General features: G+C 68.4%; 14 protein-coding genes. 5 read left to right on the top strand and 9 right to left on the bottom strand.

Annotated elements, in window-relative coordinates; genetic code table 11:
• Positions 1 to 29: 29 nt before the first annotated feature.
• Positions 30 to 329: a UrcA family protein gene (locus ACIQCS_RS09880; RefSeq protein WP_345849855.1), complete on the top strand. Its 300-nt coding sequence runs from the start codon at positions 30 to 32 to the stop codon at positions 327 to 329.
• A 50-nt stretch (positions 330 to 379) separates the two neighbouring features.
• Here the strand turns inward: ACIQCS_RS09880 and ACIQCS_RS09885 are convergent, their stop codons facing one another.
• Positions 380 to 1,492: a class V aminotransferase gene (locus ACIQCS_RS09885; protein WP_345849856.1), complete on the bottom strand. Its 1,113-nt coding sequence runs from the start codon at positions 1,490 to 1,492 to the stop codon at positions 380 to 382.
• A complete protein-coding gene (locus tag ACIQCS_RS09890; protein WP_345849857.1) occupies positions 1,489 to 2,253 on the bottom strand; it encodes a tryptophan 2,3-dioxygenase in 765 nt (254 codons plus the stop codon). The genes ACIQCS_RS09885 and ACIQCS_RS09890 overlap by 4 nt, the downstream gene beginning before the upstream one ends.
• Positions 2,254 to 2,375: 122 nt before the next feature.
• On the opposite strand from ACIQCS_RS09890, the gene ACIQCS_RS09895 reads away from it, so the two are divergent.
• On the top strand, positions 2,376 to 3,338 hold the full coding sequence (locus ACIQCS_RS09895) for a hypothetical protein (RefSeq protein WP_345849858.1): 963 nt from the start codon (positions 2,376 to 2,378) through the stop codon (positions 3,336 to 3,338).
• A gap of 3 nt (positions 3,339 to 3,341) precedes the next feature.
• Here ACIQCS_RS09895 and dapD read toward each other — a convergent pair whose 3' ends face one another.
• Both dapD and ACIQCS_RS09905 read right to left on the bottom strand, forming a co-directional pair.
• Positions 3,342 to 4,160, bottom strand: coding sequence for a 2,3,4,5-tetrahydropyridine-2,6-dicarboxylate N-succinyltransferase (dapD, locus tag ACIQCS_RS09900; protein WP_345849859.1), 819 nt, complete (start codon positions 4,158 to 4,160; stop codon positions 3,342 to 3,344).
• Positions 4,157 to 4,825, bottom strand: a complete 669-nt coding sequence (locus ACIQCS_RS09905) for a pyrimidine 5'-nucleotidase (protein ID WP_345849860.1) — start codon at positions 4,823 to 4,825, stop codon at positions 4,157 to 4,159. The genes dapD and ACIQCS_RS09905 overlap by 4 nt, the downstream gene beginning before the upstream one ends.
• A gap of 161 nt (positions 4,826 to 4,986) precedes the next feature.
• Here ACIQCS_RS09905 and ACIQCS_RS09910 point away from each other — a divergent pair, with 161 nt between their 5' ends.
• Complete coding sequence (locus tag ACIQCS_RS09910) at positions 4,987 to 5,976, top strand: LLM class flavin-dependent oxidoreductase (RefSeq protein WP_345849861.1); 990 nt, start codon at positions 4,987 to 4,989, stop codon at positions 5,974 to 5,976.
• Between the two features lie 35 nt (positions 5,977 to 6,011).
• On the opposite strand, the gene ACIQCS_RS09915 is transcribed toward ACIQCS_RS09910, so the two are convergent.
• The 4 genes from ACIQCS_RS09915 to ACIQCS_RS09930 form a co-directional block, all read right to left on the bottom strand.
• A complete protein-coding gene (locus tag ACIQCS_RS09915) occupies positions 6,012 to 6,536 on the bottom strand; it encodes a hypothetical protein (protein WP_345849862.1) in 525 nt (174 codons plus the stop codon).
• Between the two features lie 220 nt (positions 6,537 to 6,756).
• Positions 6,757 to 8,202, bottom strand: coding sequence for a sensor histidine kinase (locus ACIQCS_RS09920; protein WP_401530722.1), 1,446 nt, complete (start codon positions 8,200 to 8,202; stop codon positions 6,757 to 6,759).
• A 4-nt stretch (positions 8,203 to 8,206) separates the two neighbouring features.
• The gene (locus ACIQCS_RS09925; RefSeq protein WP_086128141.1) at positions 8,207 to 8,875 is read right to left on the bottom strand and encodes a response regulator transcription factor; all 669 of its coding nucleotides are present in this window, start codon (positions 8,873 to 8,875) and stop codon (positions 8,207 to 8,209) included.
• Positions 8,876 to 8,895: 20 nt separating this feature from the next.
• Complete coding sequence (locus ACIQCS_RS09930) at positions 8,896 to 9,201, bottom strand: hypothetical protein (protein WP_401530866.1); 306 nt, start codon at positions 9,199 to 9,201, stop codon at positions 8,896 to 8,898.
• A gap of 209 nt (positions 9,202 to 9,410) precedes the next feature.
• Here ACIQCS_RS09930 and ACIQCS_RS09935 point away from each other — a divergent pair, with 209 nt between their 5' ends.
• Positions 9,411 to 11,201, top strand: coding sequence for an ABC-F family ATP-binding cassette domain-containing protein (locus ACIQCS_RS09935; protein ID WP_345849864.1), 1,791 nt, complete (start codon positions 9,411 to 9,413; stop codon positions 11,199 to 11,201).
• A gap of 47 nt (positions 11,202 to 11,248) precedes the next feature.
• Here ACIQCS_RS09935 and ACIQCS_RS09940 read toward each other — a convergent pair whose 3' ends face one another.
• Positions 11,249 to 11,512 carry a hypothetical protein gene (locus ACIQCS_RS09940; RefSeq protein ID WP_401530726.1) on the bottom strand — a complete coding sequence of 88 codons (264 nt, stop codon included), beginning with the start codon at positions 11,510 to 11,512 and terminating at the stop codon, positions 11,249 to 11,251.
• A 209-nt stretch (positions 11,513 to 11,721) separates the two neighbouring features.
• Between ACIQCS_RS09940 and ACIQCS_RS09945 the strand changes: the two genes are divergently transcribed.
• Entirely contained in the window at positions 11,722 to 12,057 is a 336-nt protein-coding gene (locus tag ACIQCS_RS09945; protein WP_345849866.1) for a hypothetical protein, read from the top strand.
• Positions 12,058 to 12,073: the final 16 nt, after the last annotated feature.

Consider the following 12,073-nt stretch of genomic DNA (forward strand, 5'->3'; position numbering starts at 1 on the left):
CCGGCAATTCCCCCGGAAAGGAGCCAGACATGCCCAAGTTCATCGCCGCCCTCGCCGCCGCCACGCTGATCGCCGCCCCGGCCCTGGCCGATGGCCGGCCGGACCGGAGCGTCACCATCCGCCATGCCGATCTCGACCTGGGCAGCGCCACCGGGCGCGCCGCGTTCAACCATCGCCTCGCCACGGCGACCGAGCAGGTCTGCGGTTCCTATGCAGGCGCCGATCAGGACGATGTGCGCCAGATCCAGCGTTGCCGCGCCACCGTCGAGCGCGATGTCGGCCGCCAGCTGGCCGCCCGCTGGGGCGCCGCGCGGGTCGCCCGCCGCTGAGTTCCCTCACGGCCGGGCAGGGCTGCGCATTGCCCGCCCGGCCGCTTTTTCTAGCGGAGCCCGGCAAGCGCCTCGATCAGTTGCGCCACGTCGCGCGCGTCCTGATAGAGGCCGAAGCCGATGCGCAGCACGTCGCCGCGCACGTCGGTGATCACGTCCTCGGCCTCCAGCGCGGCCTTCCAGCGCTGGGCATCCGGCGAGCGGAGCGCCAGGAAGCGCGCGGGGCTGCCCGGGTTGAGCAGTTCGGCTGCGATCGGCAGGCCGGCGAGCAACTGCGCGCGCAGGCTATCGACATGCGCCGCGATCGCCGCGGTGGTCAGCCCTTCCTGGCGCAGCATGTCGCGCACCGCGACGAAGCGGTAGATGCCCGAGGGGTCGAAGGTCGCGCCCAGGAAGCGGCGGCCGTCGGGCGCATAGCCGATGCTGCCCGGCGGCAGCGACAGGTCCTCGAACTCGGCATACCAGCCGGTGACTTCCGGCCGCGGGCCGAAGCCGGGCGGCGCATGGAGGAACGCGCAGCCTTCCCCGGCCATGGCGTATTTATAGCCGCCGGCGAGGTAGAAGACCCGGTCGGCCACCGCCGACAGATCGGTCTCCAGCGCCATGAAGCCGTGATAGCCGTCGATCACCACCCAGGGGCCGTCGGGCCGGGCAAGCGCGGCGAGCGCGGCGATGTCCTCCAGCACATGGCCGGTGCCGAACTGGACCTGGCTGACGAAGATCAGGTCGTGCCCGCCCGCCCCGGCGCGCTCGGCGATCCGGTCCAGCGGCGCGCGCTCGACGATCGCCGTGCCCGCTTCCTCCCAGCGCGCGGCCTGGCGGCGGAAGCTGTGGAACTCGCCGTCGCTGGCGAGGATGCGCAGCGGCCGGCGCGGCAGCGCCGAGGCGATGGCGAGCAGCAGCGTGTGGGTGTTGGGGGCGAACACCAGCGTGCCGGGATCGGGCAGGCCAAGCTCGGCGGCGACATGCGCCTGGGCCGCGGGCCAGATCTCGCCCATCACCCGCTCCCATTTGCGGTCGGCGAGGCGCACGCCGTCCTCCCAGGCGGCGAGCTGGCCGACATAGGAGGCATCGGGCCAGAGATGGTGCGAATGCGCCGCGAAGTGAAGCCGCTCGGGCGCCGCCGCCAGCGCGCGCTGGAACAGATGCTTGTAGCTGGTCACAACTGGGTCCGCAGCGTCCAGAGCTCGGGAAAGGCGCGCTTGGCCAGGGTCGATTCGAGATAGGGCACGCCGGGCGTGCCGCCGGTGCCGGGCTTCATGCCGATCACCCGGCTCACGGTGATGACGTGCTTGTGCCGCCAGGTGGCGAGCGCATCGTCGATGTCGACCAGCTTCTCGGCGAGCTGGTACAGCTCCCACCAGCGCGTGGTGTCGCGATAGACTTCGGCCCAGGCATCCTCGACTGCCTTGCTCGGCACATAGGGCGTGCGCCAGTCGCGCGCCAGCGCCTCGGCCGGCACGGCGAAGCCGGCGCGGGCCAGCGCGGCATTCGCTTCGTCCCACAGGCTGGGCAGCGCCGCGACCTGGGTGGTGAGCGGCCCCGGCACTCCGCCGCCGCGCAGGCCCAGCATCGTCTCGACCGCGCGGAACTGGTCCGACTGGAAACCCGAGCTGGTGCCCAGCACTTCGCGGAAGCGGGTATAGTCGCTGGGCGTCATCGTCGCGAGCACGTCCCAGCTGAGCGTCATCACCGCCTGGATCCGGCTGACCCGGGCGAGCGACTTGTACGCCTCCACCGGCTTGTCGGCGCGGACCAGGTCGAGCGCGGCGCGCAGCTCGGCGATCATCTGCTTGAGCCAGAGCTCCTTGGTCTGGTGGATGATGATGAAGAGCAGCTCGTCATGCCGGTCCGACAGCGGATGCTGGGCCGCGAGCAGCTGGTCGAGGGCGAGGTAGCGCCCATAGGTCATGCTTTCGGTCATGCCCCGGCATATCGCCTGGCGCAGGCCCCTGCATCCGTTTTCGTGGCTTTTGCGATTGAGCGGGGAAGGCGCGCTCCATAGCCTTTCCCGGCCGCCGATCCGGGGCGGGAAAAGGGGGGTTCATGATTCGCTTCGGTGCCGCGCTGGCCGGCGCATTGCTGCTTTCCGCCTGCTGGGCGGACGATCGCGATGGCACCGTGACGGTGCGCCCCTCGGCGGATGCGCCGGGCGGGTTCCGGCTCGCCTCCACCCTGGCCACCCCGACCTATCCCAAATTCGCCGACCTGACCGGGGATCGCAGCTTCGTCTCGAGCTGCGCGAAGCAGATCCTCAACACCATGCCGCCCACCTATGGTGCGGCGACGCTGCCCGACCAGGGCCTCGCCTTCGCCTATACCGACGCGACCCAGGTCTGGGCGGTGACCGGCGACGGGCTTGGCCTCTCCTTCGGTCCGGCGAACGTCGACACCAGCCTGCCGTCGGGCTTCCAGGCCTGGGCCAAGCCCGGCATCGGCAGCTTCACCGACCGGCTGCGCTATCAGACGGTCGGCATCGTCGGCATCGGGCCGTTCGAATATATGCGGACGGCGCAGGTGATCACCAATGCGAGCGGCGCGTCGACTGCCTATAACTGCATCATCGGCGTGCCGACCGAGGTGAGCGATGTGCCGGCGACTTCGCTCGTGACCTACCAGGCGGTCTATGGCGGCAGCGGCTACCGGACGATCACGGGCGGCGCGACCAGCCCCTTTCCGCTCGGCAGGAGCACCGTGGCGCTCCAGGCCGATCTGCTGACCGGCACGGTGACCACGACGATCCATTTCATCGGCACGCCCGCCTCGGGCCCCGATGTCGACCTCGGCACGGTGACCGGCACGGCCGCCATCGATCCGCTGACCGGCGCCTATTACGGCACCAGCTGGTCGAGCGCCGACATGACCGGCGTCACCGGCCAGCTCAGCGGGCGCTTCTACGGCCCCCAGGGCAAGGAGACGGCGTTCGTGCTCACGCTCGCCGCCAATTCGGCCGCCGCCAGCCCAGCCTATACGCTGCGCACGGCGGCAACCGTGATCGGCACCCAGTGAGGATCAGTCGCGCAGCAGCTCGTTGATCCCGGTCTTCGAGCGCGTCTGCGCGTCCACCGTCTTGACGATCACCGCGCAATAGAGGCCGGGCTTGCCCGCCTCGCCGGGGATCGTGCCCGGCACCACTACCGAATAGGGCGGAACCTGGCCGCGATGGACCTCCCCGGTGGCGCGGTCGATGATCTTGGTCGAGGCGCCGAGATAGACGCCCATCGAGAGCACCGCACCCTCGCCGACGCGCACGCCCTCGGCCACTTCAGCGCGCGCGCCGATAAAGGCGCCGTCGCCGATGATCACCGGATCGGCCTGGAGCGGCTCGAGCACGCCGCCGATGCCGACGCCGCCCGACAGGTGCACGTTCCGGCCGATCTGCGCGCAGCTGCCCACGGTCGCCCAGGTGTCGACCATGGTGCCCTCGCCGACATGGGCACCGATATTGACGAAGCTCGGCATCAGCACCGCGCCCCTGGCAATATGGGCGCCATGGCGGACGACCGAGCCGGGCACGGCGCGGAAACCGGCCTGGCGGAACGCGTCCTCGCCCCAGTTCGCGAACTTCGACGGCACCTTGTCGAACCAGTTGGCGCCGCCCGGTCCCTGGATCACCTGGTTGTCGTTGAGGCGGAAGCTGAGCAGCACCGCCTTCTTGAGCCACTGGTTGACCTGCCAGCCGCCCGCGATCGGCTCGGCGACGCGCGCCTCGCCGCGGTCGAGCAGGTTCAGCGCCTCGGCCACCGCCTCGCGCACCGCGCCCTCGGTGCCGAAGCCCAGATTGGCGCGGTCTTCCCAGGCGGCGTCGATGGTCGTCTGCAGGTCGGTCATGCGGAAGTCTCCAGGATGCTGTGGAGCCAGGCTCCGAGATCGTTGACGGTATAGTCGATGAAGCCGCGATCCATGTCGGGCGTCTGTTCGGAGCCGTTGTCGATCCACACCGTGGTCATGCCGATCGCCTTGGCGGGCTTCAGGTTGCGTGCCATGTCCTCGACGAACAGGCTGTGTGCCGGGTCCAGGCCATAGGCGTCGCACAGGCCCCGATAGGCCAGCGGGTCCGGCTTGGGGCGATATCCCGTGGCATGGACGTCATGGATCGCCTCGAAGGTGGCGCCGAGGCCGAGCCGGTCGAGCACCCGCGTCGCGTAGGGCGCGTCGCCATTGGTGAAGACGAGCTTGCGGCCGGGCAGGCGGGCGAGCGCGGCGACCAGCGTCTCGTTCACTTCGAGCACGCCCATGTCGACGTCGTGCACATTCGCCAGATAATGGTGCGGATCGGTGCCGTGCTCGGCCATCAGCCCGGCCAGCGTGGTGCCGTGCGCATGGAAATAGCCCTTCTGCACCTTGTGCGCCTCGGCCGCGTCGAGCCCGAGCAGATCCTGGACATATTGCCCGATCCGCGCGTCGATCATCGCGAACAGGTTGGCGCTCACCGGGTAGAGCGTGTTGTCCAGATCGAAGATCCAGTTGCGGATATGGGCAAGCGCTGGGGTCATGGCCCGCGCGTCTAGGCAGTGGTGCGGGGCAGGGCAACCTTCCTCGTCATCCCGGCGAGCGCCGGGATGACGGATATAGGTGGAGGTGCCGGATAATGGCTTGGGCCTGCACGACGAAAACTATCTAGCGGACGTGGAGGGGCCTCCCCATCTGGCCGTCCATGACTGCCTATTCGCTGCTCGACCTCGTGCCCATCGTCCAGGGCGGAAATGCCGCCCAGGCGCTTGCCAATGCCGCCGATCTCGCCGCCCATGTCGAGGGGCTCGGCTATACCCGCTACTGGGTGGCCGAGCATCACGGGATGGACGGGATCGCCAGCGCCGCCACCGCGGTGGTGATCGCGCATGTCGGCCAGGCGACTTCGGCGATCCGCATCGGCGCGGGTGGGATCATGCTGCCCAATCATGCGCCGCTGCAGGTGGCCGAGCAGTTCGGCACGCTGGACGCGCTCTTCCCCGGCCGTGTCGATCTCGGCCTTGGCCGCGCGCCGGGATCGGACCAGCGCGTCTCCGCCGCGATTCGCCGGGGGCTGGACAGCGACGGCAACGAATTCCCGCGCGAGGTGGCGGAGCTGCAGAGCTATTTCGCCGATGACGGCCGCACCGGCATCCGCGCCACGCCGGGGGCGGGGGCGAAGGTGGACATCTGGATCCTCGGCTCCAGCCTGTTCGGTGCGCAGCTCGCGGCGATGCTGGGGCTGCCCTATGCCTTTGCCTCGCATTTCGCGCCCGGCCTGCTCGACGAGGCGATCGACATGTATCGCCGCAACTTCCGCCCTTCGGCGGTGCTGGAGAAGCCGCATCTGATGCTGGGCTTCAACGTGTTCGCCGCCGATACCGATGCGGAGGCGGAATATCTCGCCAGCTCGCAGCAACAGGCCTTTGTCGCGATCCGCACCACCGGCAAGGGCATCCAGCTGCCGCCGCCGGTCCAGGGCTATCGCGAGAGCCTGGGCGGGCATGGCAATGCGATGCTCGATCAGGTGCTGTCGGCCAGCGCGATCGGCAGCCCGGACAAGGTGCGCGCGCAGCTCGCTGCCTTCATCGCCCGCACCGGCGCCGACGAGCTGATGCTTACCAGCGCGATGTTCGATCACCAGGCCCGCAGGAAGAGCCTGTCGCTCGCCGCCCAGGCGATGCGGGGGCTTTAGGCTGATCCAAGGGGGTGACGCGCAGACATGGGCGATTAGGCCTGCCGGTCGATCACCCGGCCGGTTGCCGGGCCGCCCTTGCCGTTCGTCCGGGCATTGCCGCCATAAGTGGAGGCGCCTGACGCGGCGGCGTCGCGCAGTTTCTGGAGAAAGGCCGTCATCGCATCGAGCTGGCGCGCGGCGGCTTCGCTGATCGGGGTGCCGGCCTCGTCGCCAGCGTGATCGCTGGCCGATGGCGGCGGGTTGCCGGAGCCGCTATCGGGGCCCTGGGCGAAAAAGCTCCTCAGCTCGGCCGCCTGGCCATCGGTGAGCGCACCGCTTTTCGCCTGCGCGTCGATCAACCCGTCGATCCGGCTCTTCATGTCGCCCGGCCCGTCGCCACCGGCACGATTCGAGGCGGGGCTGGCCGAGGCGAGGCTGGCATCGATCGTGTCGAGCGCGCCGCGCAGCGCATCGCGGTCGTCGGCGCTGATCGCGCCGGCCGAAGCCGCCGCCGCTATCCGTGCGTCCAGCCGCGCGCGCGGATCCATTCGCTGCGGCGTCGAGGAAATGGAAGTCATCTCTGGTCCTTCGCGTCTGCAATCCCCGTCCGGAGTCTAGCATACGGAAGCTAATATATTGTAAATAAAGGATTATATTGCTTCGGATCGCGATTGGGCGGCGCCGGCCCCAGAACCGGCGCCGCCACGTGACCCGACGGACAAAAGAGGGCAATCCGCGAGTTCGCGAACGCTTTGCGTCCGGTTCGTCGCAGCTGAATTTCAGTTTGTTGCAATCGCCTCAGCTGGCGGCAGGCAGGCGCAGGCGCACGAGCAGGCCGCCCAGATCCTCGCTTTCCTCGAGGCTGACGGTGCCGTCATAGATCTCGGCGACGTCGCGCACGATGGCGAGGCCCAGGCCCGTGCCGGGCTTGCCGCTGTCGAGCCGCACGCCGCGATCGAAAATGCGGATACGATCCGCCTCGGGGATGCCGCGGCCGTCGTCCTCGACGAGGATCTCGACGAACCCGGCCTGTACCCCGGCAGTGATGAACACGCTGCCGCCGCCATATTTGGCGGCATTCTCGACCAGGTTGCCGAGCAGGTCGTCCAGGTCCTGCCGCTCGATATGGGCGACCAGGTCCTTCTGCCCGTCAATGTCGATGCGGACATTGGGATAGAGCCGGGCGACGGCGCGCTCGACCGCTTCGATCGAGGGCCAGACCTGGGCGCGGCTGTGCGCCGAGCCGCGGCGGCCGACGGCGCGGGCGCGGGCGAGATGGTGGTCGATCTGCCGGCGCATGGTGCGCGCCTCGCGGATCACCGCCTGGGCGAGATCGGGCTGGCCGGCGGCCGCGGCGTTCATGATCACGCTCAGCGGCGTCTTCAGCGCATGGGCAAGGTTGCCGGCGTGGCGCCGCGCCTCCTCGGCCTGGCGGTCGTTATGCTCGACCAGCGCGTTGAGCTCCTCGACCATCGGCGCGACTTCGGCGGGCATCGCGCCTTCGACGCGAGTCGATTCGCCGGCGCGCAGCCGGGCGATCTCCTGGCGTACCCGGCGCAGCGGCAGCAGCCCGTACCAGGTCTGCAGCGCCACCATGATGATCAGGCCGAGCCCGAGCAGCACGAAGCTGCGCACCAGGGTGCGGCGCAGCTGGGCGATCTGCCCGTCCAGCGTCTCGCGGCTCTGCGCCACCTGGAAGCGCCAGCGCACGTTCGATCCCGGCAGCACCGCGTCGCGCTCGGCGACGCGCAGCAGCTGGCCGGGGAGCTGGCGGCTGTCATAGACATGGACGTTGGTGTCGCTGTGCTGCTGGTCGACCTTCAGCTTCTGGTCCCAGAGCGAGCGTGACGGGAAGGCTTCATGGCCCCTGCCGCTGATCTGCCAATAGGCGCCGGAATTATATTCGAGGAAGCGCTGGTCGGCGAGCTCGCGATTGAGCATCACGTCGCCATTCTGGTCGAGCTCGGCGGAGAAGATCATCGCCTTGAGCAGATAGTCGAGCTGGTCGTCGAAATTCTTGGTGACGGTGGTCACCAGCACCCGGTCGAGCGCGATGCCGCCGCCGACGAGCAGCAGCATGATCCAGGCGGTTGCGACCAGCAGCATGCGCCGGCTGACCGATCCGGTGGTGCGCACATAGTGGCGCGGCGACACCTCGCCGGGCGCCAGGGGCTCCGGCTCGGTGAGGGGCCGACCGAACAGGCGCCGGCGCAGCCCGCCTAGAGTCTGGGCGAGCCGTGCCATCCGCTCAGGCGTCGGCCGGCTCTTCCAGGCTGTAGCCCAGGCCACGGATGGTAGTGATCACATCGGCGCCCAGCTTCTTGCGGATGCGCGTGACGAAGACTTCGATCGTATTCGAATCGCGATCGAAATCCTGGTCGTAGATATGCTCGATCAGCTCGGTGCGGCTCACCACCTTGCCCTTGTGGTGGAGCAGGTAGCTGAGCAGCTTATATTCCTGGGCGGTGAGCTTCACCGGCTCGCCGCCGCGGGTGACCTTGCCCGAGCGGGTGTCGAGCCGGATGTCGCCGGCGGTCAGCTCGGCCGAGGCATTGCCCGAGGCGCGGCGGATCAGGGCGCGCAGCCGGGCGATCAGCTCCTCGGTCTGGAAGGGCTTGGCGACATAATCGTCGGCGCCGGCATCGAGCCCCGCCACCTTGTCCGACCAGCTGTCGCGCGCGGTGAGCACCAGCACCGGGGTGGTCTTGCCTTCCTTGCGCCAGCGGTCGAGCACCGTCAGCCCGTCGATCTCGGGCAGGCCGAGATCGAGGATGATCGCATCATATTGCTCGTTGGAGCCGAGATAGAGGCCTTCCTCGCCATCGGTGGCCAGATCCACCGCATAGCCCGCGCCTTCCAGCGCATTGCGGAGCTGCTGCCCCAGGTTCGGCTCATCCTCGACGATCAGCAGTCGCATGTCATTCCCCTCGCCGGGCCCTAATCGCCCGTTTTGCGGACGATCGCGCCGGACCGGCCATCGACGTCCACCCAGATCACCGATCCATTGCGCAGGAACTTCAGCGTGTAAACTTCCGTTGCGGGATCATAGTCGAAACCGAGATATTGGGCCCCCGGCAGCCGCGGCACCACCCGGCGCTCGATCTCGCGCACCGAGAGCGGCGGCCCGGCCTGGCGGCGGGGCGAGCGGCCGTCCGAATCCTGGTGCCCGTCCGGCTGCGCAGCCGCGGCCCCGGCGGGCGCGAACGCCGCCAGGCAGGCGCAAAGGATGGGCGTCACCAACATCTTCATGGCAGATGGCATAGGGTCCGGGCATTGAATAGCCCCTGAACGCACCCTTCAGCCGGCGGTAACTTGCCGGGCGGGCTCGCCACCCCTAGGTGGAGCCCATTGCGACGGCACCGGCCCACTCCCCCACCCGGCCACCCAACGTCAATATCCCATGGGTGGCCGGGTGGGGGAGCGGGCCGGTGCCGCAACCGATCAAAGGCATCATGGCTGCACCCGTCCTCGCTTATGAAAATCTCGGTCTCGTCCAGGGCCATGGCTGGCTGTTCCGCGGGCTGAACCTCTATGTCGGCGAGCGCGATCGGCTGGCGCTGATCGGCCGCAACGGCGCGGGCAAGACGACGCTGCTCAAGCTGATCGCCGGCAGCATCGACGGCGACGAGGGCCGCCGCACCATCGTGCCGGGCACGCGGGTCGTGCTGCTCGAGCAGGAGCCGCGGATGGAGGGCTGCGCGACCCTGCTCGACTATGTGCTCTCCGGCAGCGACGCGCCGCCCCGGCACGAGGCGGAGGCGATCGCCGACCAGCTCGGCATCGACCTGGGCCGCGAGGCGAAGACTGCCTCGGGCGGCGAGCGCCGCCGCGCCGCGATCGCGCGGGCCTTGGCGCAGAATCCCGATGTGCTGCTGCTCGACGAGCCGACCAACCATCTCGATCTCGCCGCGATCGAATGGCTGGAGGACTGGCTGGGCCGGTTCACCGGCGCGTTCATCGTGATCAGCCACGACCGCACCTTCCTCACGCGCCTCACCCGCTCGACCCTGTGGCTCGATCGCGGCACGATCCGCCGCGCCGAAGTGGGCTTTGGCGGGTTCGAGGCCTGGACCGACCAGGTCTATGCCGAGGAGGAGCGCAACGCCCAGCGGCTCGACGCCAAGCTCAAGATCGAGGAGCATTGGCTCCAGCGCGGCGTCACCGGCCGGCGCCGGCGCAACCAGGGGCGGCTGGAAAAGCTGAAGGAGATGCGCGCCACCCGCGCTGCGATGATGGGGCCGCAGGGTGCCGCCAAGCTCGTCACCGCCGCCGACGACAGCAACACCAAGGTGGTGATCGACGCCAAGCACGTCACCAAGCGCTTCGGCGCCGGGGACGATCAGCGCACGATCATCAAGGACCTGACCTTCCGCGTCACCAAGGGCGACCGGATCGGCATCGTCGGTGCCAATGGCACGGGCAAGTCGACCCTGCTCAAGCTGCTGACCGGCGAGATCCAGCCCGACGAAGGCACGGTCAAGCTCTCCAACACGCTGAACGGCGTGATCATCGACCAGCAGCGCAGCCTGATGGACCCCGCCAAGTCGGTCCGCGACGTGCTGGCGGACGGCGGCGACTGGATCGAGGTGCTGGGCGTGAAGAAGCATGTCCATGGCTATCTCAAGGAGTTCCTGTTCGATCCCTCGATCGCCGAGGCCAGGATCGCGACGCTTTCGGGCGGCGAGCGTTCGCGCCTGCTGCTGGCGCGCGAGTTTGCCCGCCATTCCAATCTGCTGGTGCTCGACGAGCCGACAAACGATCTCGACCTCGAGACGCTCGACCTGCTCCAGGAAGTGATCGCGGACTATGAAGGCACGGTGCTGATCGTCAGCCACGACCGCGACTTTCTCGATCGCACGGTGACGGTGACGCTGGGGCTCGACGGATCGGGCATGGTCGACGTCGTGGTCGGCGGCTATGCCGACTGGGAGGCCAAGCGCCGGCCCAGGCAGGAGGCGAGGAAGGCCGCGCCCAAGGCGGCGCCGGCAGCCGAAGCGCCGAGAAAGACGACCAAGCTCAGCTACAAGGACCAGCGCGACTACGACCTGTTGCCCAAGCGGATCGAGGAGATCGAGGCGCAGATCGCCCGGGACGAGACCGCGCTGGCCGATCCGGACCTCTATGCCAGGGACCCGGGCAGATTCTCGAAGCTGAGCGACGGCATCTCGAAGCTGCGCGACGAGAAGGACGCGGCGGAGATGCGCTGGCTGGAGCTGGCGGAGATGGTCGAGACGCTGGGCTGAGCCGGAAGGCCGCGCCCGCGGTCTGCCGGATCATGCGAGCGGCGGGATCATTTGAGCGGGATCACTGTGAAGCCGTTGAGCGGCACGACAAAGGCGCGGCGCGAACGCGTCTCGACCTTCACATTCGTGCGGTTGCCGGCGGGGTCATAGCTGTAGTTCGCCCTGGTATCGCCCCTGGTGCTGCTCTCGATCGTCACCTTCACCAGGCGACCGAGCGTATCATATTCATATTTGGTCTGTTCCGGCGCGGTCTGCGCCATGGCCGGCATGGCAAGTACGAACGGAATCACGGAAATAAGTTCGTGTCTCATGGCATATCCGTGATCTGTGATGGAATTTACATCTCGCGGGCGAATGCCTGACATGGCCGGCGATAATCAAGTGTGAAAAATGCATCCAGGAATACACGGGAAGTTACATCGGAAACGGTGCTTGTTTCTTGTCCGTTGCAATATTTTAAATTGCGATAGGGCGTGACGCCAAGCATTCCCCGCATGAATCCTCAAGGCGGACGGGGCCCATGAAAATCATCGCAAAGCTGCTCGCACTTTCGACAACGTTCGTCCTCGGGCTGAGCGGCGCCTCCGCCTCCGACCAGTCCGCCGGCCTCGTGACATCGGTCCAGCAGACCGGCAGCCGGTTCTTCTTCTACACCACGGGCGCGCGAACCGCGCGGCCGGGATGCGATTGCTGCGGTCGCTGGGAAATCGATCCGTCGACCAATGCGGGCCAGTCCCAGGTCGCGATCGTGCTCACGGCATATGCGACTCAGCGTCCGGTGGCCGTGGCGGGGACGGGGAGCTGTGTCGGCGGCGCGAACGATACCGAAGGCGTCAACCTGCTTATCGCCAACTGACGCGCGGGGCGCGCGG

Source organism: Sphingomonas sp. NPDC092440 (assembly GCF_044754985.1).
Taxonomy (GTDB): domain Bacteria; phylum Pseudomonadota; class Alphaproteobacteria; order Sphingomonadales; family Sphingomonadaceae; genus Sphingomonas.